The sequence below is a fragment of the Bradyrhizobium sp. BRP20 genome, assembly GCF_020194215.1.
GTDB lineage: Bacteria > Pseudomonadota > Alphaproteobacteria > Rhizobiales > Xanthobacteraceae > Bradyrhizobium > Bradyrhizobium yuanmingense.
Genome location: NZ_JADYVY010000002.1, coordinates 188,631 through 215,481, shown reverse-complemented (window position 1 = coordinate 215,481; position 26,851 = coordinate 188,631). Strand labels below are relative to the sequence as shown.

General features: G+C 64.7%; 32 protein-coding genes. 6 read left to right on the top strand and 26 right to left on the bottom strand.

Annotation, left to right across the window (positions count from 1 at the left end; all coding sequences use genetic code 11):
• Positions 1-31: 31 nt before the first annotated feature.
• Both I6F33_RS05610 and I6F33_RS05605 read right to left on the bottom strand, forming a co-directional pair.
• Positions 32-808, bottom strand: a complete 777-nt coding sequence (locus I6F33_RS05610) for an ABC transporter permease (RefSeq protein ID WP_036001283.1) — start codon at positions 806-808, stop codon at positions 32-34.
• Positions 808-1,665 (bottom strand): ABC transporter ATP-binding protein, encoded by an 858-nt coding sequence (locus I6F33_RS05605; RefSeq protein ID WP_036001404.1) that lies wholly within the window; start codon positions 1,663-1,665, stop codon positions 808-810. Before I6F33_RS05605 ends, I6F33_RS05610 begins: the two co-directional genes overlap by 1 nt.
• A gap of 194 nt (positions 1,666-1,859) precedes the next feature.
• On the opposite strand from I6F33_RS05605, the gene I6F33_RS05600 reads away from it, so the two are divergent.
• Positions 1,860-2,618 (top strand): GntR family transcriptional regulator, encoded by a 759-nt coding sequence (locus I6F33_RS05600; RefSeq protein WP_025035646.1) that lies wholly within the window; start codon positions 1,860-1,862, stop codon positions 2,616-2,618.
• On the opposite strand, the gene I6F33_RS05595 is transcribed toward I6F33_RS05600, so the two are convergent.
• A complete protein-coding gene (locus I6F33_RS05595) occupies positions 2,615-3,031 on the bottom strand; it encodes a nuclear transport factor 2 family protein (protein ID WP_225125826.1) in 417 nt (138 codons plus the stop codon). The genes I6F33_RS05600 and I6F33_RS05595 overlap by 4 nt on opposite strands.
• 150 nt (positions 3,032-3,181) lie before the next feature.
• Between I6F33_RS05595 and I6F33_RS05590 the strand changes: the two genes are divergently transcribed.
• Together I6F33_RS05590 and I6F33_RS05585 are read left to right on the top strand one after the other, a co-directional pair.
• Complete coding sequence (locus tag I6F33_RS05590) at positions 3,182-4,417, top strand: amidohydrolase family protein (RefSeq protein WP_225141469.1); 1,236 nt, start codon at positions 3,182-3,184, stop codon at positions 4,415-4,417.
• Positions 4,418-4,613: 196 nt separating this feature from the next.
• Positions 4,614-4,937, top strand: coding sequence for a hypothetical protein (locus tag I6F33_RS05585; protein ID WP_085968782.1), 324 nt, complete (start codon positions 4,614-4,616; stop codon positions 4,935-4,937).
• On the opposite strand, the gene I6F33_RS05580 is transcribed toward I6F33_RS05585, so the two are convergent.
• From I6F33_RS05580 to I6F33_RS05555, 6 genes are all read right to left on the bottom strand, one after another.
• Complete coding sequence (locus tag I6F33_RS05580; protein WP_109144107.1) at positions 4,938-5,861, bottom strand: NAD(P)-dependent oxidoreductase; 924 nt, start codon at positions 5,859-5,861, stop codon at positions 4,938-4,940. It lies immediately after the preceding gene.
• The gene (locus tag I6F33_RS05575) at positions 5,861-6,739 is read right to left on the bottom strand and encodes a hypothetical protein (protein ID WP_225141467.1); all 879 of its coding nucleotides are present in this window, start codon (positions 6,737-6,739) and stop codon (positions 5,861-5,863) included. The genes I6F33_RS05580 and I6F33_RS05575 overlap by 1 nt, the downstream gene beginning before the upstream one ends.
• Complete coding sequence (locus I6F33_RS05570) at positions 6,736-7,449, bottom strand: PIG-L deacetylase family protein (RefSeq protein WP_225141465.1); 714 nt, start codon at positions 7,447-7,449, stop codon at positions 6,736-6,738. Before I6F33_RS05570 ends, I6F33_RS05575 begins: the two co-directional genes overlap by 4 nt.
• 75 nt (positions 7,450-7,524) lie before the next feature.
• Positions 7,525-8,409, bottom strand: coding sequence for an amidohydrolase (locus I6F33_RS05565; protein ID WP_225141463.1), 885 nt, complete (start codon positions 8,407-8,409; stop codon positions 7,525-7,527).
• Between the two features lie 31 nt (positions 8,410-8,440).
• Positions 8,441-9,151 (bottom strand): TetR/AcrR family transcriptional regulator, encoded by a 711-nt coding sequence (locus tag I6F33_RS05560; RefSeq protein WP_225141461.1) that lies wholly within the window; start codon positions 9,149-9,151, stop codon positions 8,441-8,443.
• Between the two features lie 84 nt (positions 9,152-9,235).
• Positions 9,236-10,378 carry a mechanosensitive ion channel family protein gene (locus I6F33_RS05555; protein ID WP_036001308.1) on the bottom strand — a complete coding sequence of 381 codons (1,143 nt, stop codon included), beginning with the start codon at positions 10,376-10,378 and terminating at the stop codon, positions 9,236-9,238.
• Between the two features lie 126 nt (positions 10,379-10,504).
• Here I6F33_RS05555 and I6F33_RS05550 point away from each other — a divergent pair, with 126 nt between their 5' ends.
• Positions 10,505-11,752 carry a DUF763 domain-containing protein gene (locus I6F33_RS05550; RefSeq protein ID WP_225141459.1) on the top strand — a complete coding sequence of 416 codons (1,248 nt, stop codon included), beginning with the start codon at positions 10,505-10,507 and terminating at the stop codon, positions 11,750-11,752.
• A gap of 35 nt (positions 11,753-11,787) precedes the next feature.
• Here the strand turns inward: I6F33_RS05550 and I6F33_RS05545 are convergent, their stop codons facing one another.
• The 8 genes from I6F33_RS05545 to I6F33_RS05510 form a co-directional block, all read right to left on the bottom strand.
• A complete protein-coding gene (locus I6F33_RS05545) occupies positions 11,788-12,030 on the bottom strand; it encodes a hypothetical protein (RefSeq protein WP_036001316.1) in 243 nt (80 codons plus the stop codon).
• A gap of 24 nt (positions 12,031-12,054) precedes the next feature.
• On the bottom strand, positions 12,055-12,318 hold the full coding sequence (locus I6F33_RS05540; protein ID WP_036001319.1) for a hypothetical protein: 264 nt from the start codon (positions 12,316-12,318) through the stop codon (positions 12,055-12,057).
• 15 nt (positions 12,319-12,333) lie between these two features.
• The gene (locus tag I6F33_RS05535) at positions 12,334-12,561 is read right to left on the bottom strand and encodes a hypothetical protein (RefSeq protein WP_036001323.1); all 228 of its coding nucleotides are present in this window, start codon (positions 12,559-12,561) and stop codon (positions 12,334-12,336) included.
• A 1-nt stretch (position 12,562) separates the two neighbouring features.
• Positions 12,563-12,763 carry a hypothetical protein gene (locus tag I6F33_RS05530; RefSeq protein ID WP_036001325.1) on the bottom strand — a complete coding sequence of 67 codons (201 nt, stop codon included), beginning with the start codon at positions 12,761-12,763 and terminating at the stop codon, positions 12,563-12,565.
• A gap of 14 nt (positions 12,764-12,777) precedes the next feature.
• Complete coding sequence (locus tag I6F33_RS05525; protein ID WP_036001413.1) at positions 12,778-12,963, bottom strand: hypothetical protein; 186 nt, start codon at positions 12,961-12,963, stop codon at positions 12,778-12,780.
• Between the two features lie 147 nt (positions 12,964-13,110).
• A complete protein-coding gene (locus tag I6F33_RS05520) occupies positions 13,111-14,382 on the bottom strand; it encodes a cytochrome P450 (RefSeq protein WP_225141457.1) in 1,272 nt (423 codons plus the stop codon).
• A gap of 101 nt (positions 14,383-14,483) precedes the next feature.
• Positions 14,484-14,807 carry a hypothetical protein gene (locus tag I6F33_RS05515; protein ID WP_036001330.1) on the bottom strand — a complete coding sequence of 108 codons (324 nt, stop codon included), beginning with the start codon at positions 14,805-14,807 and terminating at the stop codon, positions 14,484-14,486.
• 191 nt (positions 14,808-14,998) lie between these two features.
• Positions 14,999-15,772, bottom strand: a complete 774-nt coding sequence (locus tag I6F33_RS05510; RefSeq protein WP_225141455.1) for a ferredoxin--NADP reductase — start codon at positions 15,770-15,772, stop codon at positions 14,999-15,001.
• Positions 15,773-15,929: 157 nt separating this feature from the next.
• Between I6F33_RS05510 and I6F33_RS05505 the strand changes: the two genes are divergently transcribed.
• Positions 15,930-17,126, top strand: a complete 1,197-nt coding sequence (locus tag I6F33_RS05505) for an amidohydrolase family protein (protein ID WP_036001335.1) — start codon at positions 15,930-15,932, stop codon at positions 17,124-17,126.
• A gap of 124 nt (positions 17,127-17,250) precedes the next feature.
• Positions 17,251-17,952 (top strand): hypothetical protein, encoded by a 702-nt coding sequence (locus I6F33_RS05500; protein ID WP_225141454.1) that lies wholly within the window; start codon positions 17,251-17,253, stop codon positions 17,950-17,952.
• A gap of 4 nt (positions 17,953-17,956) precedes the next feature.
• On the opposite strand, the gene I6F33_RS05495 is transcribed toward I6F33_RS05500, so the two are convergent.
• From I6F33_RS05495 to I6F33_RS05455, 9 genes are all read right to left on the bottom strand, one after another.
• On the bottom strand, positions 17,957-18,346 hold the full coding sequence (locus tag I6F33_RS05495; RefSeq protein ID WP_225171382.1) for a hypothetical protein: 390 nt from the start codon (positions 18,344-18,346) through the stop codon (positions 17,957-17,959).
• Positions 18,347-18,506: 160 nt separating this feature from the next.
• Entirely contained in the window at positions 18,507-18,962 is a 456-nt protein-coding gene (locus I6F33_RS05490) for a MarR family winged helix-turn-helix transcriptional regulator (protein WP_036001344.1), read from the bottom strand.
• 24 nt (positions 18,963-18,986) lie between these two features.
• Positions 18,987-19,691, bottom strand: a complete 705-nt coding sequence (locus I6F33_RS05485) for an ABC transporter ATP-binding protein (protein WP_036022338.1) — start codon at positions 19,689-19,691, stop codon at positions 18,987-18,989.
• Positions 19,688-20,479 carry an ABC transporter ATP-binding protein gene (locus I6F33_RS05480; protein ID WP_109144118.1) on the bottom strand — a complete coding sequence of 264 codons (792 nt, stop codon included), beginning with the start codon at positions 20,477-20,479 and terminating at the stop codon, positions 19,688-19,690. Before I6F33_RS05480 ends, I6F33_RS05485 begins: the two co-directional genes overlap by 4 nt.
• On the bottom strand, positions 20,476-22,365 hold the full coding sequence (locus tag I6F33_RS05475; protein ID WP_225141450.1) for an ABC transporter permease: 1,890 nt from the start codon (positions 22,363-22,365) through the stop codon (positions 20,476-20,478). Before I6F33_RS05475 ends, I6F33_RS05480 begins: the two co-directional genes overlap by 4 nt.
• Before the next feature lie 164 nt (positions 22,366-22,529).
• A complete protein-coding gene (locus I6F33_RS05470; RefSeq protein WP_225140161.1) occupies positions 22,530-23,732 on the bottom strand; it encodes an ABC transporter substrate-binding protein in 1,203 nt (400 codons plus the stop codon).
• 32 nt (positions 23,733-23,764) lie between these two features.
• Positions 23,765-24,349 (bottom strand): amino acid synthesis family protein, encoded by a 585-nt coding sequence (locus tag I6F33_RS05465; RefSeq protein WP_025035619.1) that lies wholly within the window; start codon positions 24,347-24,349, stop codon positions 23,765-23,767.
• A 15-nt stretch (positions 24,350-24,364) separates the two neighbouring features.
• Positions 24,365-25,261 (bottom strand): UPF0280 family protein, encoded by an 897-nt coding sequence (locus I6F33_RS05460; protein ID WP_225141448.1) that lies wholly within the window; start codon positions 25,259-25,261, stop codon positions 24,365-24,367.
• The gene (locus I6F33_RS05455) at positions 25,258-26,715 is read right to left on the bottom strand and encodes a 6-hydroxynicotinate reductase (RefSeq protein WP_192893441.1); all 1,458 of its coding nucleotides are present in this window, start codon (positions 26,713-26,715) and stop codon (positions 25,258-25,260) included. The genes I6F33_RS05460 and I6F33_RS05455 overlap by 4 nt, the downstream gene beginning before the upstream one ends.
• Positions 26,716-26,851 lie beyond the last annotated feature (136 nt).

Below are 26,851 nucleotides of genomic sequence, written 5' to 3'. Positions count from 1 at the left end.
CCTCAGCTTCGTTGCGTGACGGTTCAAGAAATCAGGTGGCGATCACGTCGTTCTTGCGCGTGGCCCAGCCGGTGACCTGCCCTTCGATCAGCGAGAACACGACGTAGAGCGCGACACCGAGCCCGGCGAGCACGAACAAGCCCGCGAACACCAGCGGCACGTTGAAATTGGAGGACGCGGTCATCATGACGTTGCCGATGCCGCGGTTGGAGGCGACCGTCTCCGACAGCACCGCGCCGACGAAGGCGTAGGAGATCGCGACCTTCAGCGAAGCAAAGAAGAACGGCATGGTGCGCGGCAGACCGACATTCCAGAGGATGTCGAGCTTGCTGGCGCCGAGCGCCTTCAAGACGTCCTCGAGCTCGGGCTCGGTGGTGGCAAGGCCGGTCGCGATGTTGACCACGATCGGGAAGAAGCAGATCGACAGCGCGGTCAGCACCGCCGGCACCGTGCCGGAGCCGAACCACAGCACGAAGATCGGCACCACCGCGACCTTGGGGATCGAGGAGAAGCCGATCAGCAGCGGATAGCAGGTGTCGTAGGCCGTCTTCGACACGCCGATGATCGCGCCGAGGGCGACGCCGAGCGCGACGCCAAGCACGAAGCCGAGCATGGTGGTGGCGAGCGTCTGCACGATGTGCGGCCACAGCACCGGGAAGCGCTGGACCAGCGTCACGAAGACCTGCGAGGGCCGCGGCAGCACCAGGTCGGACATGCCGGTCATCAGGCAGAACAGCTCCCAGGCGACGAAGAACAGCACGATCAGCCCCGCCGACCACGCTTTCTGCCTGACATCGATCCCGAACATCAGCCTGCCCCCTGCTCAGCGGCGCTGCGCGCATCCTCGATGAAGGCGCGCAGCTTCTGGTTCAGCGCGACGAAATCCGGCTCGAACGTCATCGCGACCGTGCGCGGCCGCGCGAACTCCACGCGGCTGTCGTCGAGGATGCGGCCGGGACGCGCGCTCATCACACAGATGCGGCTGGCAAGGAAGCCGGCTTCGCGCAGATCGTGCGTGACCAGCAGCACCGTCGGCTTGTGCGTCATCCAGAGATTCTGGAGGATCGCCCAAAGCTCCTCGCGCGTGAACTGGTCGAGCGCACCGAAGGGCTCATCCAGCAGCAGCATGCGCGGCTCGTGGATCAGCGCACGGCAAAGATTGGCGCGCTGGAGCATGCCGCCGGAGAGCTGCCAGGGATAGCGGTTGCCGAACCCTTTGAGGCCGACCTGCTCCAGCAGCGCATTGGCCTTGTCGCGGAATTCGGTCTTGCGCAGCTTGCGGAACTTCGAGCGGAACGGCTCGACGATCTTCAGCGGCAGCATGATGTTCCGCTCGATCGTCATCCACGGCAGCATGGTCGGGTTCTGGAAGGCCATGCCGACCCGCATCGCCCGTGCCGCCACCTCGCGGCCGCCGACGATGACGACGCCGCTGGTCGGCTGCACCAGGCCGCTGACCAGCCGCAAAATGGTCGATTTGCCGCATCCGGATGGGCCGACCAATGCGACAAACTCGCCGTCGGCGATCTTGAGCGTGGTCTTCGACAAAGCAGGCACGGCGCGGTCGCCGCGCCCGAAGGTCACCGAGGCCTCCGACAGCTCGATCGCGATCGTCGCAGAGCCTTCGGGAACGGGCTGGCCGTCGAACTGGGCGTTGGGTTGCATGCGCATCACGGAAAAAAGTGCATGCAAGCTGGATGCCAGCGATCGAGCCCCGCGAAATCAAAGGCCTAGCCGAAACCCGCGCCAAACCGCCGGATTCGATTTAGGCAGTCCGAAGGCCAAACTGCATGCAATTGGAGCGCTGAATCGGCGCGAGCCTGTGCTAAAGAGAGATATCACTCCCATGGGATTCGCCGATGGCGGCGCGCGCCAGCAGCAAGACTTCTGAATCGTCGGACAAGGTCAGCGTAATCTGCCGCGCGCTCCGGCGCGCCATCATCGAGCAGGCGCTGGAGCCCGGCGCCAAGCTGCCGGAAGATGCGCTCGGCGAACGTTTCGGCGTCAGCCGCACCATTGCCCGCCATGCGCTGGGTCAACTCGCCGCCGAAGGCCTGGTCGAGCTCCGCCGCAACCGGATCGCCGTGGTGGCGACGCCGAGCTGGCAGGAGGCGCGCGATGCCTTCGACATCCGCATCGAGCTCGAACGCCTCGTCGTGCGCCAGCTCGCGGGCAAGCTGACCAAGGCGCAGATCGCCGAGCTGAACGCCCATGTCGACGCCGAGGATCGCGCCCGCGGCGGCACGGATGCGGTGTCGATCCGACTCGCGACCGAATTCCACATTCTGCTCGCCCATATGACGAACAGCCCGATTCTGGTGCGCTATGTCAGCGAGGTCGCCTATCGCTGCTGCCTGACGCTGTCGCTGTACAGCCGGCCGCATTCCACCGAATGCGCCATCAACGAGCACCGCGCCATCATCGCGGCGCTTGCCAAGGGCGATGCGGCCAAGGTGATGGAATTGATGCATCATCACCTGGATTCGGTGGCCAATCGTGCGCTGGTCGCTCCCACTCCGCAGCGTGGCCGCGATCTGCTCGACATCCTCGCACCCTATGCGGACGAGGTGACGAGCAATCGCGTCGTCAAGCTGCCGAAAATCGCGCGGAGGGGCTAAGCCTCGATGCCGCGCTGGACGAGGATGCGCTCGGCGCTGTCGTTCCAGACATCCATCTTCACGATCTGCCCGTCCCTCACGACGAAGCGATCGACGTAGCGGTTGCCCTCGAACGGCGTGCCGTCCATCCACTCGCCATAGAGCGTGCCGACGCTGTAGACGACGGTCTCGTCCGCGCCCGGGCAGACGTCGAACCGGTCCATCTTCTTCTTGACCCAGCGATAGCGTTTCGCGTTGAAGCCGGTCGGCCCGCGCGGATGGTCGAACGCGCGCCCGCCGGTGAACGTGATCACCGTGCCCGGCTTCATATAGGCCGCAGCGGCGTCGGGATCCGGTATCATCGAAGCGGTGAGATAGGCTTCGACAATCTCGGCGTCGGTCATCGGGCTTTCGGCTTTTGCGGCAGTAGACATCGCGGGATTCTCTCCGGATGCCGCTATCTTACAATCTGGGCCTCGAAGTGCATGCACAATTTTTGGACAATCCAGCCCCAACCTTGCACACAATCTGGAGCTGCCCGCCCCCACGGCTTCCGCTAGGCTGCCACGGCTGAATCCAACGCCATGACCACCCAAGCCACCTTCGACCTGGTCTTCCGCAACGCGCTGTTGCGCTCTTCCGCCGCACCGGTCGATATCGGGGTGAAGGACGGCCGCATCGCCGCGATCGCGCCAAAGCTGGCCTGCGAGGCCGCCGACGTCGATCTCGGCGGCCTCCTCGCCCTGCCCGGCTTCGTCGACACCCACATCCATCTCGACAAGGCCTGCCTGCTCGGCCGCTGCGGCCACGATCACGGCAGCGTCTCGGAGGCGATCCGCGCCGTCGCCGCGATGAAGAAGGATTTCACGATCGAGGACGTCTACGCACGCGGCGCAAGAGTGCTCGAACGCGCCATCGTCAACGGCACGACGCGCATGCGCACGCATGTCGAGATCGACCCTCGCATCGGCCTCCGCGGCTACGAGGCGGTCAAGGCGCTGAAGCGCGATTACGCCTGGGCGATCGATCTCGAGCTCTGCGTCTTCCCGCAGGAAGGCCTCACCAATGATCCCGGAGCGGAGGAGCTGCTGATCCAGGCGCTTCGCGAGGGTGGTGAAGCCATCGGCGGCTGCCCCTACATGGACACCGACCCGAACGCGCACCTTGCGCGCATCTTCGACCTTGCCGGGGAATTCGACATCGACGTCGACCTCCATCTCGACTTCGACCTCGATCCCTCCTGGTGGCATCTCGACGAGGTCTGTCGCCAGACCGAGCAGCGCAATTATGGCGGACGCGTCGCGATCGGCCATGCCACGAAACTGTCGGCCTTGCCCCGCGAACGGATGAAGGCGGCCACTGCGCAACTGGCAAGGTCAGGCGTTGCGGTCACCGTCCTGCCCGCGACCGATCTCTATCTGATGGGGCGCGAGGCCACGCACAACGCGCCGCGCGGGCTGACCCTCGCCCACAAGCTTGCCGGCGACGGCGTGCTCTGCTCGGTCGCGACCAACAACGTGCTCAATCCCTTCACGCCGTTCGGCGATGCCTCGCTGCTGCGGATGGCGAACTTCTACGCCAACGTCGCGCACGCCTCTGTCAGCGACTTCGACACCTGCCTGGACCTCGTGACCGAGCTGCCGGCCCGGCTGATGAACCTCGCCGACTACGGCATCGAGGTCGGCAATCCCGCCGATCTGATCGTGCTCGATACCAGGGACAGCCGACTCGCGATCGCCGAGCTGCCCGACGTCCTGATGGGCTTCAAGCGCGGCCGGCAGACATTTGCACGGCCGCGGCCGACCCTGTTCAAGAGCTGAGCGCGTTTCGCGGCCGATATTTCGGGCATCGCGCGCACGACCTGATCGGCCGCGGGGCCACGGCAGTTCGATTTTACCGCCGGTCCGCGCCGACCCGAGTTCGGTAGAATCCCGGACCGTAGCTCAACGCATTGCGAGGCAGGCCGCGCCGCCGTAACTAGGACGTGCACTGACAATCTGCGTTCAGTGGGGAAGTATGAGTCTGTTCAGCGCATTCAGCAGCATCGATGATTCCGTCCACGCCCGAACGCCGACCGATACGGCGGTGAAGCGGCTGGACGGCATCGGCCACGTTCTCTCGGGCCTCGACATCTCGGCCATCCAGACGCAGGCCGACGTGAACCGTACGCTCTGGACGCTCGATGCCGCCAGCAAGTGCGTTCGCGCCGTGCTGGCGGAGTTCCGCACCCAGCCGGCCACCGAGCAGCTCGTCCGTAAATCCCGCAATCTGATCGACCTCATCGAACGCGCGCGTGACCAGGTCGGGAGCTTCGAATCCCGCGACCCGGTCCTGAGCTGACTATTTCGTCCGATTGATCTTCGCCAGGATCCGGTCCGCCTCGGTGCGCCAGTCCGCACTGCGGGCGAATTCGCTGCTGCCCCTCAACCCGAACAGCCCCTCATCGGCGAGATCAGCCATCCAGGCCTGCCGCTCGGCCGTGCCTTGCGCCGACCATGGCGTCAGCCCCGCCTCGCGCACGGTCTCGGCAACCTCCCGCACCTCTTCGGCCCGGCGGCGGCCGTGCTCGATCACGCGCTGGAAGCAATAGGCGCCCAGCTCCTCCCAATCGATCCCGGGGAACGTTTCCGCAAGCGAAGGCAGCACCGCATCCTCGACGCCATAGGCACGCGCCGTCGTGAAGCTCTCGATGACCATGGCCTCCAGGCCCTTGATCATGATGCTGCGGCACATTTTGACGGCCGAGGACACGCCGAGCTTGTCACTGGCAACCTTGGCCGCGAAACCGATCGTATTCAGAAGCGGCTCGAGCTCCCTCGCGCCGGGTCCGCCGAGCAGCAAAGGCACCTTGATGCGATAAGGCGGCACCGAGGTCATCACCGCGCCCTCGACATAACGCCCGGCGGCACCGTCGATCAGCCCTGCCGCGCGCTGCTTGGCGCCGGGAGAGGCCGAGTTGAAATCGAGAAACCAGGTGCCCTGATTGATCGCTGCCGCACAGGCCTTTGCGACCGGCACGGCCTGGCTCGCCGTGACGGCGGAGATGATGAAGTCGGATTTCGCGGTCAGCTCCGCGTGGGAAGTTGCAAGAGCGACACCGAATTTCGCCGCATGCTCTTGCAGCGACGCGCCCTGCTCGCCTCCGAGCTTGATGTCGTAGGCTGAGACCTTGATGTCCTGCTGGCGCAAATCCTCGGCCAAAATCCTGCCGACCTCGCCATAGCCGACCAACCCGATCTGCCAGCGCCTGGGATCACCTGCCATCAGTTCAGTCCTCGTGTCGTCTCGTCAAAGAGCTCATCGACCGCATAGCGGCGCGGGATCAGCGCCTGCTGGAATGCGTAGTCGATGATCAGCTCGAGCGGTTTTCTGTTGGCCTCGATCCCGAACGGAACGAGGTCGGGCGTTGCCGCCGGCCCTGCCTGCGCCTTGCTCCGCTTCAAGAGATCATAAACGCCGGCGACCACGTCGGGGCGCGCCTTCGCGAGCTGCTCGGTCACGACCACGAGATGGTTGACCGGGACCACGCCACGTCGCGCATACCATCTGGCGGCCTCCGTGGCCGGATCGGGAAACAGCGGCTTCAGCTTGGGATCATCGGAGGTCTCGCCGAGGACGGCATCGAGCTCGCCGTCGCGCAGCATCTGCAGGATCTTCTTGTCCTTCGGCGCGCGCTCCGTGGTGTCGACATATTCGGCGACATGCGGATCCTCGAAGGTGATCCAGCGGATCCTGTCGAGATCGACGCCGTAGTCGTTGGCGAGGATACCCCTGATCCAGGCGCCCGTCGTGGTCGTGAAGGAGCGGATACCGACGCGCTTGCCTTCGAGATCGGTGGGCCCGAGCGTCCCATGCGCGGGATTATAGAGAGCGTAGGAATGCTGGAAGCGGCCGAGCATGGTCGCCGGCAGCAGCACCAGCGGCTTGCCGTGCGCTTTCGCCATCAAATAGGTGACGATCGCCATCTCGCAGACGTCAAAGGCCCGTTCGCGCACCATCGGCTTGAACGCCGTGTTGGTCGGCGTGTATTCGATGAAATCGAGATCGAACAGGTCGGAACGGAGCGCCCCGCTCTTCACCGCCTGCACATGGTGGTGACTGCCGAGTACGGCTTTCAGCTTGATTGTGCGGACCGGCTTCATGCCAGCTCGTCCGCAACCGTCGGGAATAGGCGCTGATAGGCCTCGCCATAGGTCATGGGAACACCGGTGTTGCGGCTGCCCTGGATGCCGCGGTTGAGCGCGACGCGCTCGTAATAGCCCCAGAGATGTTTTTGCGCGGCGAGAATCTGGAACGCCTCGTGTTTCTCCTTCCAGACCTCGTCGATCTTGAGAATGGTGTCGGGCTTGTAGTTACACTGCTCGGGCTGGTGCGGCTCGAACAGGAACACCGGCGGCGCCGAATATTTGTACGGCACGCCGGGCTTGTGGCCCATGGCCTGCGCGACCACGCGCGTCTCCTGCGCGAAATGCGCCGCGTTCGGATGGTCGAAATTATAGGGGTCTTCCAGCGCATGCGTCAGGACGAAGCTCGGATTGAGCTCGCGGTAGATATCCACCATGCGGTCGAAATGCGCCTCGGTGAGCTTCAGCGGATAGTCACCGCAATCGAAGAACTCGATTTCGGCGCCAAGCAGCCTGGCCGCCCGCTCCGCTTCGTCCTTGCGGCCGGCCTTGACCGATTCCAGCGTCGCACCCTGCTCCTTCCAGGCGAACTGGCTCTCGCCGCGCTCCCCGAAGGACAGGCACACGATCTTCACGCGATAACCTTTGTTCGCATGCAGCGCGATGGCGCCGCCGGCGCGCCAGACGAAATCGCCGGGATGGGCGGTGACGACGAGGCCTGTTTTCATGGGCTACTCCTTTTTGTTTCGTATGCATGCGTCCACAGCACATGTCCTCCCAGCGTGCCGGTCGCGATGACGTCGTCACGCCTCGAACCCGAACAGGCGCGCGGGATTGTCGACCAGAATCTTCGTCTGCAGCTCCGGCTCCGGCGCGAACAGCGGGATCAAATCGACGAGATCGCCGTCATTCGGCATCACCTTGACGTTGGGATGCGGCCAGTCCGTACCCCAGATGACGCGATCCGGCGCGGTCTCGACGATCTTTCGCGCGAACGGCACCGCATCGGTGAACGGCGGACCGATAGAGGACACCCGCTCCGAGCCGCAGATCTTCACCCAGCACTTGTCATCGCGCTGCATCAGCTTGATCAGGATCTTGAACGGCAGCTGGTCGAGCCCGTCCCCTGCCTTCACCCGGCCCATATGGTCGATGGTGTAGCTCAGCGGCAGGCTTGTCAGCATGTCGGCATATTCGGGCAAATCGACCGCATCGAAATGCAGGTCGACGTGCCAGCCGAGCGGCGTGACCATCGCGACGATGCGGTCGAACACGCGCTTGTCGGGGACGCCGCCGAGATGGCGGACGAAATTGAAGCGGCAGCCGCGAAAACCGCCCTCGTGCAGCACGCGCAGGTCGGGCTCCGTGATGGTGCCATCGATATTGGCGACGGCACGGTAGGCGCCATTGCTCTCAGCGATCGCATCGAGCGCCACCCTGTTGTCGGTGCCGTGCACGCTGGCATTGACGATGACGGCCCGCTCCACGCCGAGCTTGGCATGCAGCGCGCGAAAATCCTCCAGCGGCGCATCCGGCGGCGTGTAGGAACGCTCCGGCGCGTAAGGGTATTTCGCGCCGGGCCCGAAGATGTGGCAATGCGCGTCACACGACAGCTTCGGCAGCCTGAACTTCGGCGTGCGCGTGTTCGGGTCGGGCGGTGGAATGGTCGGCGTGTACATCATCGTCATGAGGTGAACCGCCGAGGCGAGATTTCTTGCTTCACGCCTTGCCGGCGACGACGGGCCGCCGCCGCGCCGGCGCGGCCTGGTCCAGCGCCGGCGCCTGGAAAGCCGCGACGGTGGCCTGCACCAATTGCTCGATGGCGCAAGCGGCATCGCTGCCGTCGGCCTCGCCGCGCGACAGGCGCGACACGCGCTCCGGCGTCACCAGCGAATAATAGAGTGCGCCGAGCAGGAAGTGACTGCGCCAGACGATGTCCGTGCGCGGAATGTGCGGCAGGCTCTCGTGCACCGCGTCGATGAAGGCGTGGCTGGTGTCGTCGAAGGTCTGCGCGATGATCTTTCGCGCGACCTCGTTACCTTCCGCCGACATCACCGCGCGCAGCCGCGTGAAACGCGCCCCGCCGCCGGCGAGATCGCTGCCCGAGGTGAAGGCCGGCACCACATAGGCCCGAACGATCGCCTCCAGCCGGTCCTGGAGATCGCGCACGCGCTTTGCGGCCGCGAGCAGCTCGGAACGGCGCAGATTCATCGGCCCGCAATGACGCCGGTAGATCTCCAGCAGCAAACCGTCCTTGGTCTTGAAATGATAGGTCACGCTGCCCGGATTTGCCCCGGCAGCTTGCGCAATGTCGCGCACCGATACGGCATTGAAGCCGTTGGTGGCGAACAGCTCCTCCGCGGCGGCGAGGATCGCCTCGCGCATGTTCGGCTTGCGGGCCGCTTCCTTGCTGGTGGGCTTGCGTACCATGAGATTTGTACTATCGTACAAAAGATCAGGTCTCGTCAACAAGAACGTGGCAATGGCGGGACGGCGCAGGCGCGTAAGCGCCGTTCAGTGACTGGCGCTCGCCCGCATCTTCTCCGGCGGTGCGGGACGCAGTCCGAGATCGCCCTCTCCGTCTCCCGACGGGATCAGGATGGCGCGGTCGCGCGGCAGCGCCTCCGGCATCTCGTCGCGGATGAAGGCGATGAGCTTCTCCCTGATCTCGCAGCGCAGGTCCCACGACTGCGGTGCGTTCCTGGCACTGACCAGCGCCCGAAGCTCGATGGTGCGCGAATCGGCATCGATCACCTGGAGATTCACCACCTCCCCGTCCCACAGCTTCGACTGCTTCACCGCCTCCTCCAGCCAGCGTCGGATGCGCGGGACGTCGGCGCGATAGTCGACATGCAGCGCGACGACGCCGATGAGGGATGCGGTGTCGCGCGTCCAGTTCTGGAACGGCTTTTCGATGAAGTAGGACAGCGGCACCACCATGCGGCGCCAATCCCACAGCCGGATCACGACATAGGTCGAGGCGATATCCTCGATCCAGCCCCATTCGTTCTCGATGATCACGGCATCCTCGATGCGGATCGGCTGGGTGATCGCGATCTGCAGGCCGGCGATCAGATTGCTCAGCAGCGGGCGCGCGGCAAGGCCGACGATGATGCCGGCAGCACCTGCGGAGGCGAACAGGCTGACTCCGTATTGCTTCACGGAGTCGAACGTCATCAGCGCGGCGGAGACCGTGATGATGACGATGATGGTGTCGGTGACGCGCTTGAACACGCGCACCTGCGTGACGTGCTTGCGCGCGACGAAATTCTCGGTGACATCGCGAAAGTTCTGCAAGTAGCGCGCCGCGCTCATGTCGACGATCCGGATCGAGATCCAGCCGATCAGCGCGATGAAGGCCACGACGAACAGCCGCGTCAGGGGGGTGCGGATCGTATCGTCGAGCGGCGCCAGCGGCAGCACCATTGCGACGGCGGCAAGGCAAAGCGCCATTTGCGCGGGACCTGCCGTGCGCTCGATGAACACGCTCAAGAGCGGAAGCCGCGTTCCGAAAGCGCGGTTGAGAAGCCATGTGGCAACCCGGTAGACGAGCAGGGCAAGAAGGATCGCGCCGGCAACCAGGGTGAGGCCGATGAACCATGACGGTATCCAGCCGAACATCCTGTCGATATCGGCCGTCAGAGCCTGCCAATCCATGGATCGTCCCCATCATTGCACTCACGCAACCCGCACAACGCATCCCGGCCGGCTTCGCTCCCCCGCCCCGTGCAATGCAGCATCCCGCAGGTGCAACCGTCGCTGAGCTGCGCTAGGCTTGTCGCCATGACTCGACGAACCGGCAGCGCCGATCTTCCTCTTCACACCGGGCGGGTTCCGCCCTGGCTGGCAAGTCGCATGTCCTCGCTCGGGGCGATCGTCACCCAGGCGATCGTGCATCATTACGGCCGCGACGCATTTCTACAGCGCCTGTCGCATCCATTCTGGTTCCAGTCGTTTGGCGCCGTGATGGGAATGGACTGGCACTCCTCCGGCATCACCACCTCCGTGATCGGCGCGCTGAAGCGCGGGCTCGGACCGCTCCAGGACGAGCTCGGGATTTACGTCTGTGGCGGTCGCGGTCAGCATTCGCGCAAGACGCCGGACGAGCTGTTGCAGCTCGGCGACCGCGTCGGATTCGACGGCGTCAAGCTGACCCGGGCCAGCCGTCTGGTCGCCAAGGTCGACAGCGCCGCAGTCCAGGACGGCTTTGACCTTTACCTGCACGGCTTCTTCGTCACCACTGAGGGCAAATGGACGGTGGTGCAGCAGGGCATGAACGGCGACAAGCGGCAGGCGCGGCGCTATCACTGGCACTCCGAGGCACTGAAGAGCTTTGTCGATACGCCGCACAGCGCAATCGACGGGCCGCAGCAGGGGGAGATCGTCAATCTCACCGATCATCGCGCCGATCTATCTCGGACGGCACAGCTCGAGCTGCTCTCCGACCTCGGTCCGGATCGCATCGTCTCCGAATTCGAGCGGCTCACGGGGACCCCGTCCACGCCGGCGCAAGGCATGCTGCCGCATCTGATCATGCCTGCGCATCATGATGTGCGGCCGAAGGACGTGTTCGCGCGCCGCCTGCACGGCACACTCGCCGCTGCAGCCGAACGCGGCCCGGCGGATTTTCCGGAGCTGCTGCTGACGCCGGGCGTCGGCGCGCGCACGGTGCGCTCGCTCGCGATGGTTGCCGAGGTCGTGCACGGCGCGCCCTATCGCTTCACCGACCCCGCCCGTTTCTCGCTCGCCCATGGCGGCAAGGACCGGCATCCCTACCCCGTTCCGATCAAGGTCTATGACGAGACCATCCGGGTGCTGAAGGGCGCGATCCACAACGCGAACCTCGGGCGAGAGGAAGAGATGCAGGCGATCAAGCGCCTCGACGACCAGGCGCGGCGGTTGGAGCGGACCGCGCGCGGGCCTTCGGTCGAGGCTTTCATCGCCGGTGAACGAGCGGCCTCACCGGATCTCGACGGCCGCTCGGTGTTCGGCTGGGAGCGCCTTGCGCCCACAAAAAAGCGGACCGGCTGAACACCGGTCCGCAAGTCGGCGGAAGGAACGCCCTCTCAGGTCTCGTCGGCCTCCGGCTTCTCATCGAGCCGGTTTGCTGCGTGGTCCTGATATTGTTCGGTCTGGATGGACTTGCCGTCCATGCCGCGAATGTCCGAATGCTGTTTCTTGTCTCGGTTGGACAGGACCATGTTGTCGCCGATCATCTCCTTCGGCACGTCGGTCAATGCGCCGGTGCCGTCGCCCTTGCCATGCATGCCCGATCTGAAGTGCGTCTTGCTGCCATGCCCACCAGGCATCAGTCTCTCCTCTCTTCCGATGATTTAGTGCTTCTGTTGTGCCGTCGTCGGTTTGGGCGGCTTGTGGCCGCTCTGGCCGGGATCGTTGTGCTTGTTGTGATCGCTCTCCTGGTTGAGACCGCCGCGGCTCACTGGAAACTCGCTGTGACGAGCTTCGGGGTTGGCACGATGGACGCGCGTGTCTTGCGGGTTATGACCGGCGGCCTGCTCGAGTTCTCGCGCATCCGGAACATCTGGCTTCCGCTCGAGGATGCGCACTTGCTGTTCGTGAGTCTTCTTGCCCTGCATTGTGGGCCTCCAATCTTACCGGCCTCTTCGAGGCGAACCGCTCCGCGCGACATCCTTGTCGATACCGCCACCGGCGTTCACGTCGTTTTCGACGTCGCCTTCGATCGTGTTCTCGCCCAAGACGTCCTCGAGGTCGTCAGGCGAAACGCCTGCCCTGTTCACGCCCTTGGATCCGCCGATCAGGGGGTTGTCATGCAGGTCCTTCTCGGTCGGCGCGTACAGCTTGGGTTGCTTGTTGGCCATGTCACCTGCCTCCGCCCTTTCCGGCCTCGTCGTGCGTGTGATGGGAATCGCGCTCGCCACCGCCGCCGGAAACCCGGCTGTGGCTGCGCTGCGGATCGTCCGCCGGCGGCTTCTTCACCTGAAGCGGTGCCTTCGCGTTCTCATGCGAGGCGCCGGGTCCGCCCTGTCGAATGCTGTTCGGTGTCTTCGTGGATGTCGACATGAATGTCGTCCTCCTCAGCGATCTTGCTGATAGCCTTGGTTGGTCGTGTTCTGCTTGATGTTGCCCTGCTGTCCCTGCTGATCTGGATTCTGTACACGCTCCTGACCGTGCGGCATCTGATCGGCGGACATCTGCTTGCGATCGCCGGTTCCCTTGCGGCTCTGATTGTCCGGTGGAACAGGTGGCATCTTGCTGGCCATGATCTGGTCTCCCGTTAAGACGTCGATCTGCGACATGCGCCCCAAGGAACTCCCCTCCGCGTCATGTCGGGATGACAACAGCACGAACGGCACACCGTTCCTGGCCGATCACAACAGGCAAATATTTTCCGAAGGGCGCCGCCAACGTCAGTTTGCCGCGGTGAGGGAACGATCGCCCCTCGTTCCGCTGCGTGCAGTCGCCTCTGTTCCGCGGCCCTCTGCCGTGACAGGAAGCTTCGCGATCGCGCGCAAGCCCGGCCGCTTGCGCCAGCGGATTTCAGCGGCATCGACGGCAAGACTCAATTTCGGCCAACGCACGAACAGCGCCTCCAGCGCGCAGGCCGCCTCGATGCGCGCGAGCTGATGGCCGAGGCAGAAGTGGATTCCCGTGCCGAATGAGATATGGCGGTTCGGCTTGCGTTCGAGATCGAGGGTCTCGGGACGATCATGTACCGCGGGATCCATGTTCGCAGCGGCGAGCATCACCATGACGCGATCGCCCTTCTTCAGGCGCACGCCCTCGACCTCGACATCGCGCCGCACGTAGCGTGGCTTGGAGAATTGCACGGGCGAGACGAAGCGCAGAAACTCCTCGACCGCGAGCCCGACGCGGCTCCAATCCTGTTCCAGCCAGTCGCGCAGCTCGGGATTCCTGAGCAGCTCGTAGATGGAACCGCTGATGAGATGGGTGGTGGTTTCCGATCCCGCCCCGAGCAACAGAAACACCATCGAGACCATTTCATCCGGCGTGATCTGGCCGCCTTCGCGCTCGACCTGAATCAGCTCGGCAATCAGGCCCTCGCCGCCCTGGACACGCGCGATCTGCAACTGCTGCTCGAGGTAGGCGCGCATCTTGCGCACCGCGAACAGCAGGCGGAAGAAGCTGACGACATTCGTCAGCGAGGATATCGCGTTGGCCCAGGCGATGAACTTTGGACGATCTGCGAGCGGCAGGCCGAGCAGCTCCGAGATCACCGCGAGCGGCAGGATGCGCGCATAGCGCTGGACCAGATCGGCCGGGGATCCTTGCGCGAACAGCTCGTCGGCCAGACCGTCAGCGATGGCCCGGATGCGCGGCTCCATCGCAACGATCGCGCGGCGGCGAAACGCTTCGTCCACGATGCTGCGCAGCCGCGTGTGATCCGGCTCGTCCATCGTCAGCATGTTGTTGGCGATGGTCCTGACGAACCTCGGCATCCACCAGCGCAAGCCCGCGATATCGCCATCCTCCTTGCGCAAGGTGAAGGTCGCGCCGTCCTTCAGGACCTGCGCGGTGGCGTCATGGGTCGTGGTGATCCAGACATTGCCGACGATGGGAAACCGCGTCGCGACCACGGGTGCGGACATGCGCAATTTCGCGATCGCCTTGGGCGGATCGCGAAAGAAGGCCTCGCTGGTGAAATCGAGGCGCACTGTCATGGGATCACCGGAACGATTGGTGGCGTATCACCGAGATGGTGCGCGGCGCGGCCGGCGCAAGGGCGCGTCTGCTCGTCGGCCGCGGGCGTGGCGAGCCGCGGCTATCCGCGCCCGGAGGAGCGCTGGCCGCTCTTGCGCTGCTGTTGGGTGTAGGCGTCCCAATGGCTCCAGCTGCCGTTGCTGAGGCTCTGCAGGTCGGTTGCGAGTGGACGGCGCGTCCGTTTGTCGTGATCGGCGATAGCGCGCTCCGACTGTGCGATCTTGCGCTTGAGTTCCGCGATCGTCTTCTGCGTCTGGCCGTTGCGCTTCGAGGTGGCGATCTCGCCCATCGTGAAGCGCGCGGTCTCCAGCGCCTTCAGCTCGGCGCGGTTCTTCTTCAACTGAACCCGGTGCCAGGCGATGTTGCTGTCGCTGTCCGCAACCATGTGGGAACTCCGCTGATTCGGTCCCACATAGTATCGTGCGCCGAATCGGCGCCGCAACGCCCCGGCGGTGGCGAAAATGCGATCTTCTCGCGCAGAAATTCCGGATCTGGAGCCCCCGCAACGGGGCCCTAGATTCTTATTTGGGCGGGTCTTCTTGACGCGAACCGGTATCCACTTCGCTCGAAAACGCTTCAGCGCTCGGCGAAGGCCTTCTCTACCACGAACTGGGCAGGCTCGCCGTGATTGCCCTCGACGAAGCCGCGCTCACCCAGGAGGACACGGGTGTCCGCCACCAGGGCCGGGCTGCCGCAGATCATGACGCGGTCATGGGCGGCTTCCAGCACCGGCAGGCCGATATCGGCGAACAGCTTGCCTGAGGTGATGAGATCGGTGATGCGGCCGCGATTGCGGAAGGGATCGCGCGTCACGGTCGGATAGTAGATCAGCTGGTTCTGGATGTACTCGCCGAGCAGCTCGTCCTTCGGCAGATGCTCGGTGATCATCTCGCCATAGGCGAGCTCCTTGACGTGCCGGCAGCCGTGCAGCAGCACCACCTTCTCGAACCGCTCATAGGTCTCGGGATCCTTGATCACGCTCAGGAACGGCGCAAGGCCCGTGCCGGTGCCGACGAGGTAGAGGTTGCGGCCCTCTTCCAGATTGTCGATCACCAGCGTGCCGGTGGCCTTGCGGCTGACGATGATCTCGTCGCCTTCTTTCAAATGCTGGAGGCGCGAAGTCAGCGGGCCGTCCGGCACCTTGATCGAGAAGAACTCCAGCGTGTCCTCGTAATTGGCGCTGGCGACGCTGTAGGCCCGCAGCAGCGGCTTCTCGCCGACCTTGAGCCCGATCATGGTGAATTCGCCGTTGCGGAAGCGGAAGGTCGGGCTGCGGGTGGTCTTGAAGGAGAACAGCGTATCGGTCCAGTGGTGGACGCTCAAAACGCTTTCCTGATTGAAATTGCTCATTTCACCTTCCCTGTCGCGTCAATTGCGGTTCCGAGGCCGGCAGCTATGCGTCGTTTGTACACGATCATTCGTATACTAATGAATAATCCGGCTTGATCCCGCGGTCAAGGCTGCCCAAGATCGCAAGCGTTGCAGCTAGGAATAAGGAGCCCCTTCCATGGCGCATGACGCACCCCAGGCCACCGGACCCTCGAAGCTGGTGATCCGCAATATCGGCCTGATCCTGTCCGGCGCTTTGGAAAAGCCGATCCTGGACGGCGACACCATCGTCGCCGAGAACGGCAAGATCAGCGCGATCGGCCGCTTCAAGGAGGTCAATACCGAAGGCGCCACCACCATCGTCGACGCCAACGGCACCACGGTGGCGCCGGGCCTGATCGACAGCCACGTCCACCCTGTCGCCGGCGACTGGACGCCGCGGCAGAACCAGATCAACTGGATCGACAGCTATCTCCACGGCGGCGTCACCACCATGATCTCCGCCGGCGAGGTGCACATGCCTGGCCGCCCCCGCGACGTCGTCGGCCTCAAGGCCATGGCCGTGTTCGCCCAGCGCGCATTCTGGACCTTGCGTCCTGGCGGGGTGAAGGTTCACGCCGGCGCGCCGGTGATCGAATGCGAGATGGTGGAAGAGGACTTCAAGGAGATGGCGGCCAACGGCGTCAAGCTGCTCGGCGAGGTCGGCCTCGGCGGCGTCAAGGACGGCCCGACCGCGCGGAAGATGGTCGGCTGGGCGCGCAAATACGGTATCCAGAGCACCATCCACACCGGCGGCCCGTCGATCCCCGGCTCCGGCCTGATCGACAAGGACGTGGTGCTTGAGGCCGACACCGACGTGGTCGGCCACATCAACGGCGGCCACACTGCTCTGCCCGACGACCAGATCCGCTGCATCTGCGAGGGCTGCAAGCGCGGCCTCGAGCTCGTGCACAACGGCAATGAGCGCTCGGCCCTGTTCACGCTGCGCACCGCCCGCGAGATGGGCGACCTGCATCGCGTCATCCTTGGTACCGACGCGCCCGCCGGCTCCGGCGTGCAGCCGCTCGGCATTCTGCGCATGGTCTCGATGCTGTCCTCGCTCGGCGACCTCCCGGCCGAGATCGCATTCTGCCTTGCCACCGGCAACACCGCCCGGATGCGCCAGCTCGACTGCGGCCTGATCGAGGTCGGCCGCTCCGCCGACTTCGTCATCATGGACAAGGCCCAGCACTCGCCGGGCAAGAACATCCTTGAGAGCGTTCAGCTCGGCGATCTCCCCGGCATCGGAATGACCATCATCGACGGCATCGTGCGCACCCAGCGCAGCCGCAACACGCCGCCCGCCGGCAAGGTGCCGGAGGTGGTGGCGAAGTGATGCAGCCGGAGCGGCCCGCCGCTCGCACCGTCCCTCGAAGGCATTGAACAAGTCGCAAGCCTGTTGCGTCTAACGCAGGCAGCCCTCGGCGGCGGCAGTTCATTGTTCGACCATCGAGGCAGACATGAAGGACCCATCACGGATAGCCGTGGGCGTCGCTGGGGCGGTGGCGGGCTATATCGCGATCTTTGTGCTGTTTTCTCTGCTCGATGTCGGCAACCGTGCGGACCCGATCACATCGGGTCTGCTGGGACTGTTCGTCTACTCGCCCACCGGTGCAATCGCCGGCGCGGTCCTCGCCAATTGGCTCGTGACGCGTTCAGGCAAAAATGCAGGGCAGGACGCAGGCGTCGGCGGCGTCGCGCGGAACAGCTTGAAGTCGCTCGGCATCGTCGCCCTGCTCTGCACCGCCGGCCTCGGCGCCTACATTGCGTACGCATACGCGACCGCAACGCCCTGGCTCAACCGCAACGGCGCCAATCCCCTGCTCGTGTTCGAGGTCCGCTTTCCGGCGGGAGTAACGGTGCCAACATCGGCGCAGGACATCACCATCGAACTGCAAACCGACATCAACACCATGCCGGGCGAAGTCAGTCCGGCCGCGTTCTATTCCGATGGCGACCAGGCGGTTATCGCCGGCGAAGTCGAGCTGGCGTTTCGAACCTCGCACCGGCAGCTCGCCATCACCATCCAGGGCCAGCCGAGCCGGATCTATCCGATCGATTTGACGGCCCGGGCGCCGCATACGCCGGAATTCGGAACGTGGCGGCGGCTTGGTGACGGCAGCGAAATCCGCTACCGCGCCAAATGGCCGGGAAAGACGTAAGAGATCAGCGCTTCTTCGCAATCTCACAGCGCACATAGGTCTGGCGCTTGGCCCGCCCAACCGGACCGTTGTCCATCACCAGCCTGCCATCCGCAGCGACAGAGACGCGAGGATTGGAGCGAAATTTTTCGCCCTCGCCTTCGCAGGCCAGCTTCATTTTCCAGCCGAGCCTTCCGTCGGCCGTGATCTGGCTGGCGCGGCACCGCGTCTCATACCAGTACAGGCGATTGCCGCCCTCGATGCTCATGCGGTTGGGACTGTCGTCGTCGCGACAGTCCTTTTTGGTCGAGGCCCAGAAGCCTTCGTAAGGCTGCGCCGCCAAGGCGGGAGCGCATTGGCCGGCGAGCACGGCACCAAGACTCAAGACAACCGCAAAGCGCGTCGCAACTCTCATGACCAAAACCTCGATAAACCCTTCATCAAGGTTAGTCGCCAGTTCCGGCACCTTGTTCAACTGCCGTACGGTGGTCAACGCGCGAAGTGCCGTGCCCACGATTTTTGCGACTCGAGAAAGGATGGCGGGCACGCTTCGCATTGCCCGCCCTACGAAACCTTCACCTGAGCTTGTTCAGCAGCATCATCAGCGTCTCGCGCTCTTTCGCCTCGAGCGGCGCCAGCGTCTCGCGGGTGATCGCCAGCGCGTTCGGCGCCAGCTTTTCGGCAAGCTGCTGTCCGGCGCGGGTCAGGCTCACCAGCAGGCGGCGGCCGTCCTCGGGATCCTGGCTCGTCTCGGTGAGGCCGCGCGCGGTGAGACGATCGATCACGCCCTTGATGGTCGCGACGTCCATCGCCGTCAGGCGCCCGAGCTGATTCTGCGAGCACGGCCCGGTCTCGGCCAGTTTCGACAGCGCCGCCCATTGCGTCGGCGTCAGATTGGTGCCGATGTCGCGGGCGAAGATCGAGCTGTGGCGCTGCCAGACCTGGCGCAGGATGAAGCCGACCTGTTCGTCGAGCACGTAAGGCGGTTTCGCTGGTTTGACACTTTTCTTTGCCGCAACGCTTCTCGCCATCCGTTCGCAGCCCTTCCCCTTGCCTCACAACGACAGATGCGCGTCGCGGATATCCGGGCGCGCGTCGAGCTCGGCCATGGTGCCGCCGAAGCAGATGCGGCCGCGCTCGATGATGTAGGCGCGATCCGAAATCAGCCGCGCGAAATGCAGATTTTGCTCGGAGACGACGATGCTGACGCCTTCCTTCTTCATGGTCAGGATGGCGTCGACCATCTGCTCCACGATCTTCGGCGACAGGCCCTCCGACGGCTCGTCCAGCAGCACCAGCGAGGGATTGCCCATCAGCGTGCGCGCGATGGTGAGCATCTGCTGCTCGCCGCCGCTCATGCGTCCGCCCGGGCGGTTCTTCATCTCGCCGAGGTTAGGAAACAGCGCGAACAGCTTTTCGCGCGTCCAGTGCGGCGCGTTCGGACGCTTCGGCTGGCGGCCGACTTCGAGGTTTTCCTCGACGGTCAGGTCCGTGAAGATGCGACGCTCCTCCGGCACGTAGCCGAGGCCATCGCGCACGATCTCGTGTGTCGGCTTCGACGAGACGTCCTTGCCCTCGAACGTGATGCGGCCGGAGCGCTGCGCGACGAGGCCGACGATCGACCGGAACGTCGTCGACTTGCCGGCGCCGTTGCGTCCCAGCAGTGCCACCACCTCGCCCTCGCCGACCTCGAAGCCGATGTCGAACAGGATATGCGCCGGACCATAATGGCTGTTGAGGTCCTGCACCGTGAGCTTCATGTGGAGGCTCCCTCGCGGTGGCGGGAATCGTAGACCAGGCCCTCGCCGAGATAGACCGCCTGCACCTGGGGATTGCCGCGCACTTCCGCCGGCGAGCCCTCCGCGATCAACGTCCCGCGGTTGAGCACGAGGATGCGATCGGCATGCTCGAACACCACGTCCATGTCGTGCTCGGTGAAGAGCACGCCGATGGATTTTTCTCGGGCAATGCGCGCGGTCAGCCGCATCAATTCGACGCGCTCGCGCGGTGCCATTCCGGCCGTCGGCTCGTCCATCAGCAGCAGTTTGGGCTGGTTGGCGAGCGCAACCGCAAGCTCGAGCCGCTTGAGATCGCCATAGGCAAGCTCGCCGCAGGGCCGGTCCGCATAGCCGCCCATGCCGACCAGCTCGAGCAGGCGGCCGGCCTCGTCGCGATCGAACTTCGGCGCCGAGCCGAACAGATTGAACAGCTGCTTGCCGTGCGAGATCAGCGCGACCTGCACGTTCTCGCGCACGGTCATGGTGGCGAAGGTCGCGGTGATCTGGAAGGTGCGGCCGACGCCGAGCCGCCAGACCTCACGCGGCTTCCGGCCGGTGATCTCCTCGCCAAGCAGGCGAACGTGGCCGCTATCAGGCATGTTCTGGCCGTTGAGCATGTCGAAGCAGGTGCTTTTTCCGGCGCCGTTCGGCCCGATCAGCGCCAGGATCTCGCCGGCCCGCAGCGAGAACGAGACGCCTCGCACGGCATGGATGCCGCCATAAGATTTGGTCAGGCCTTCGACCGCGAGAAGTGGAGGTGCGACGCTCATTCGGCAGACTCGATCGGCTTGGCGAGCAAAGGTGATCCCGGCGGCGATGCTTTCTTGCGGCGCTGCGCCAGCATCTCCAGCGTGCCGACGATGCCCTTGGGGAAGACGACGACGATCAGCATGATGAAGCCGCCGAGCACGAGCTTCGACAGATCGGTCTGGCTCACCAGCCAGATGTTCAAAGCCTTGTAGACGATGGCGCCGATCACCGCGCCCGACACCGTCTCGACGCCGCCGAGCAGCACCATGACCAGCGCGTCGACCGACAGCGAGATGCCGAGATTGTCGGGGAACACGCTGCCCTTCAGGTAGGCAAACAGCGCACCGCCGATGCCGGCGGTCGTGCCGGCGATCACGAAGGCGGTCCACTGGATCCGCTTGGCATCGATGCCGATGGCTTCGCTGCGCAGAACCGAGTCACGCGTGGCACGAAGCGCGTAGCCGAACGGCGAGAACACCATGGCCCGCAGCGCGACAGTCACCAGCGCCGCGACGCCGAGCGAAAGCCAATAGAAGCGCGACGGACTTGCCACCCAGCTCGATGGCCAGAGGCCGAGAATGCCGTTGTCGCCGCCGGTCACGTCCACCCACTGGAACGCGATCGACCAGACGATCTGCGCGAAGGCGAGCGTCAGCATCGCGAAATAGACGCCGGAGAGCTGCACCGCGAAGAAGCCGAACACGGCCGCGCCCATGCAGCCGAGCAGCGGCCCGAGCAGGAGGCAGACGATCATCGGCAGTCCCGCCATCTTGGCGAGGAAGGCGATGCCATAGGCGCCCAGGCCAAAATAGGCGGCGTGACCGAACGATGCGAGGCCGCCGACCGACATCAGGAAGTGCAGGCTGACGGCGAAGATCACGAAAATCGCGATCTCCGAGCCCACGGTCAGCAGATAGTTGCCGGCGAACAGCGGCAGCATGGCCGCGACGATCAGCGCCGCAAGCGCCATCAGCCGCTCGTTCGAGGTCAGCGGCCGCCAGGGATTGACGGTGAGACCCGGCGTCTTGCGCGCGGCCGCCTCCGGCTTGCCGAACAGGCCCCAGGGACGCACGATCAGCACCACGGCCATCACCAGGAATACAAGGATGATGGAGATCTTCGGGAAGATCAGGATGCCGAAGGCATTCAGCTCGGAGACCAGCACCGCCGCGACGAAAGCGCCGACGATGCTGCCGAGGCCACCGATCACCACCACGACGAAGACTTCGACGATGATGCGCAGGTCCATGGCGTGGTGCACGGCATCGCGCGGGATCTGGAGCGCGCCGCCGAGCGCTGCCAGGAAGACACCGACAGCGAACACCGACGTGAACAGCCACTTTTGGTTGACGCCGAGCGCGGCCACCATGTCGCGATCCTGCGTCGCCGCGCGCACCAAGACGCCCCAGCGCGTGCGCTGGAACAGCAGCCAGAGAATGCCGAGCACGACGGGACCGAGCACGATCAGGAACAGGTCGTAGCTCGGAATGTTCTGGCCGAAGAAATCGATCGCGCCCCTGAAGCCCGGCGCGCGGCGGCCGACGAGATCGTCGGGCCCCCAGATCAGCACGACGAGATCCTCGACCATCAAGGTCAGGCCGAAGGTCGCGAGCAGCTGGAACAGCTCGGGCGCATGATAGATGCGCCGGAGCAGCACCATCTCGACGATGACGCCGATCAGCGCCACCGCTAACGCGGCCAGGACGATGCCGCCCCAGAAGCCGAACGCGCCGGACAAGCGCTCGGTCAGCGTGAAGGCGATGTAGGCGCCGATCATGTAGAAGGCGCCATGCGCGAAATTCACGATCCGGGTCACGCCGAAGATGATCGACAGGCCCGAGGCCACCAGAAACAGCGACGCTGCGCTGGCGAGACCGGTCAGAAACTGTACGACGTAAAAGGCCATCGGCGGTCCGGGTTGGGTTTGAAGTCACCTCTCCCCGCTCTTGCGGGGAGAGGTCGAATTGCGGAGCAATTCGGGTGAGGGGCTCTCTCCACCAGCGCGGGGCGTGGAGAGAGCCCCTCACCCCAACCCTCTCCCCGCGAAGAGCGGGGCGAGGGAGAAAGAACTCAATCCTTCGGACGCAACTTCGCGACTTCGGCATCGCTGGGCAGATAGTCCGCGCCTTTCTTGTAAGACGAGTCCACCATCACGCCCTTGCCGTCCTTCAGCGCGGTCTTGCCGACGAAGGCCCCGAGCGTCGACTGGTGATCGATCTTGCGGAAGGTGATCTCGCCGAACGGCGATGGCATCGTAAGCCCCTCCGCCGCGGCAATCAGCTTCTCCGGATCGGTCGATCCTGCCTTGGCCAGGATCGCGGCGGCCGACTTGATGGTCTGGTAGCCGACGATCGAGCCGAGACGCGGATAGTCGTTGTACTTGGCCTGGTACGCCTTCAGGAACGCGTCATGCTCGGGCGTCTTGATCGAGTACCAGGGATAGCCGGTGACGATCCAGCCCTCCGGCGTCTCGTCCTTGAGCGGGTCGAGATATTCGGGCTCGCCGGTGAGGAAGGAGACGACCTCACGCCCCTTGAACAGGCCGCGGGTGTTGCCTTCGCGCACGAGCTTGACGAGATCCGCGCCGAACGTGACGTTGAGGATCGCTTCCGGGTTGGCCGCGGCAACCGCCTGCACCACCGGGCCGGCGTCGATCTTGCCCTGCGGCGGCCATTGCTCGTCGACCCACTGGATGTCGGGCCGCTTCTCCGACATCAGCTTCTTGAACACCGCGACCGCCGACTGGCCGTATTCGTAGTTCGGCGCGATCGTCGCCCAGCGTTTCGCCGGCAGCTTGCTGGCAGCTTCCACCAGCATCGCCGCCTGCATGTAGTTGGAGGGACGCAGGCGGAAGGTGTATTTGTTGCCCTTGGACCAGGTGATGGCGTCCGTGAGCGGCTCGGCGGCCAGGAAGAACACCTTCTTCTGGTTGGCGAAGTCAGAGACCGCAAGACCGATGTTCGACAGGAACGTGCCGGCGAGCATCGCGACGCCCTCGCTCGAGACGAGCTCGTTGGCCGCGGTCTGCGCGTCCGCCGGCTTGCCGCCGTCGTCCTTGGAGATGACGACGAGCTTCTTGCCGTTGATGCCGCCGGCCGCGTTGACTTCCTCGACCGCAAGCTGCCAGCCCTTGCGATAGGGCTCGGTGAACGCCGGCAGCAGCGAATAGCTGTTGATCTCGCCGATCTTGATGTCCTGCGCCAGGGCCGAATGAGCCATGCCGCCTGCCAGAAGCGCGAAGGCCGCGCCGACGATAGTATTTCTTGCTCGCATCCCAACCTCCAATTTGAACTTGCTTACGACTTCTATCTCAGACCGTCTTCGCCCTTGATCTCCGCGACCGTGAGCCCGCCGACGCGCGGCAGCGGACGGCCGCTGTCGGTGACGGCGACCGCGACCATGATCTCGTTAGCGCGCGGCGCATCGTTGATCTGTACCTCCATCCCGTCGAAATGGCTGCGGACGAAGGCTGCGTCCTTGTGCCCCAGCGGAATGTCCAGGGTCGTGCCGGGGCCGCTGCGCTTCTTCGAGGACGGGATCAGCGCCGCGCCCTTGCCCAGAACTTTACGCACCGGCGCGCCCATCTTGGGGTGGAGGATGGCGGCGGCGTGCTCCAGCTCGCCGTTCTCGCCGACGGCCGCGGCCTTGCCGTAGCTGTGCGCCTTGGCACCATCGATGCCGAGCGCCGCCACCGCGCGCTTCGACAGGAGCTCGCCCAGCTCCTCGCCGATCGCGATCAGCGGCGAAAGATCCTCGACATATTTTCCGGCGAAAGGATTTTCGATCACGGCGATCGCGGCGGCACGCCGGGTCGGCGGCGACACCTGGCGTCCCATCTCCATCTGCGTCTCTTCGACGACGGTGACGATCTTGCGGATGATCGCGCTCATGTTTCGCTTCCCTGTTCAGGCATGGACCGCGTTCTCCAGCATACGCGGGCGCGATCGTTGCTCTTCTATATCCTTTGTTCCGATGACAAGCATATCACCACAAAGCCGCAGCACGGCACCTTCGATCAGTCCGCGATCGAACAATTGCCGTGCACATTCCGCGCCAGATTCAAGCGCGGCTGCGATCTCATCGTGAGACAGCTCGCCGACACCGCGCGTCACAAGGCGTGCGCCCAGATCGCTGTCGGGCTGAAGCTCGTTCGCAGGCTGTCGGATGATTGCGGGATGCCCGGGCAGATCGACGGCATTGGCGATCACGGTCGCGGCCGCATCGGCCTGCGAAGCGGTTGCGGCCAGCACGGTCACGGCATCGGCGATCCCGAGCGAAAAGCTGCGGCCGTGCCGACCGCTGGTCGCGACGCCCCGCACCGGATCGTCCGCATCGATCCGCATCCTCCGCATCACGCCGTCGTGGTCGGGACGATCCATCAGGCCGACCGAAAAATGCTCGCCCACACCGAGATGCAGCGCGATGTCGCCACCATTGTTGACGTAAATCCGATCGAGCGGTGCAGCGCGCAGCATCGCGGCCAGAATCTCCTCCGCGACGCTGCCGGCAACGGCCGCCATCGGCGTGATGAAGCAATCGGCGGCATAAGGCGCGACGGCAGCGTGCATGCGGCGGGCGACAACGCCCTTCAGCGAGGTCTTCTCCTCGACCGCCGTACGCAGCCCTGGCAATTCCGCGCAAAGCTCGTCGAGCAATCCAGTGAACCGCAGCGCCGCAGCCTCATAGGCGACGCGCACCGCATCCGTACGTCCCCTCGCCTCCACGATCAGATCGATCGGTCCATCCTGCAAATGCAGCCGCCGGCCATCAGACAGCAATGCGATTTGCGGGCGCCTGGTCATGTGCGAGGCCCCGGAATCGGGTTCTGCCAGGGCAATTGGCGGACATCGTCGCCGCTCTGCACCTCGGAGAGCGGCTTCACATAATCCATGTGGCCACCGAGCGCGGCATAGTCGGACAGCTTCATGGTGAATTCGATCGGCGCGACCAGGGCCGGTGTCGGCACATAGCCGAACGCGCCTGACGGCATCTGCGTCACGTCGACCATGTAGGTGATGCCGCCGCCGGGCCAGACATAGACCGGCGCGCCGCCGCTGGTGACGCGCGTCAGCGCATCCTTCACCGAGCGCGTCAGCCGCACCGGGTTGTCGGTGACGCCAGCGCGCAAGGAGCCGCCCGCGCCCGCCATGAACAGCACCGTGCACAGCGCGGGCTCGCAATTCTCCTGGATGCGCTCGACCGAGAACTTCAAGTCGTCAGGCATCTCGGTCTCGACCGGCTTCAAGGCCTCATCGAGCACGTAATAGGACGAATGCTCTCCGGTGGTGGAGACCATCAGCATGGTCAGACCGGGCTTTGCTTCCTTGGCATCGAACGGGCCAAGGATCGACAGGGGATCTGAGATGTTGGTGCCGCCCCAGCCCGTGCCTGGATCGGCCACCTGGAAATAGCGGCCGGGCGTCGAGCGACGGCCCTTCATCTTGATGCCGGTGTCGGCGATGTCGAGCAGCTTGCCCGCTTGATGCTCGCTGAGCACGCCGGTGATGTGGTCATCGACCACGACGACTTCGTCCACCTTGCCGTGCCATTGCTTGGCGAACATGCCGATCGTCGCCGAGCCGCAGCCGACGCGCATGCGCTCTTCCTTCACGCCGTTGACGATCGGCGGCTGCCCGGCCTGCACCACCACGGTGGCGCCGCCATCGATGGTGAGCTCGACCGCCTTGCAATTGGCGAGGTCCATCAGCGTGTCGCAGGTAACGCGGCCCTCCTTCTTGGAGCCGCCGGTGAGATGATGCACGCCGCCGAGCGAGAGCATCTGCGAGCCGTATTCGCTGGTCGTGACGTGGCCGACCGCCTCGCCCTGCGCGCGCACGGTCGCGGTCTCCGGGCCGAGATAGCGGTCGGTGTCGATCTTCACCTTGATGCCGCAATAGGAGAAGATGCCCTCGGTGACGACCGTCACCATGTCGACGCCGTCGACCTCCGCAGAGACGATGAACGGCGCCGGCTTGTAGTCGGGATAGGTCGTGCCTGCCCCGATCGCCGTCACGAAAGTCGAGGGCTCATGGACGATCTTGCCGTCCCAGTCCTCGGTGCGGCTGAACGGGACGAGCTTGCCGCCATGAGAAACGGTACGCTCCAGGATGACATGCGGATCGACGCGGACGAGCTTGCCGTCGTGATTGGCATAGCGATCGCAGGCGCCCGCCGCGCCCGGCTTGATGTAGCACATCACCGGACAAGCATCGCAGCGGATCTTGTCGATGACGGCGCTCGTCGTTTCTGTCACCATGTCGGAGCCGGCGGACATCGCAGTTATCATTCGTATACGAACGATGTTGCGCGCGCTGCCCCGGGGCTGTCAAGCGGCGGTGCAGCGCAAAAGATGCCACTGCCGCATAAAACCTCATTTGCCTATCCGCACTGTC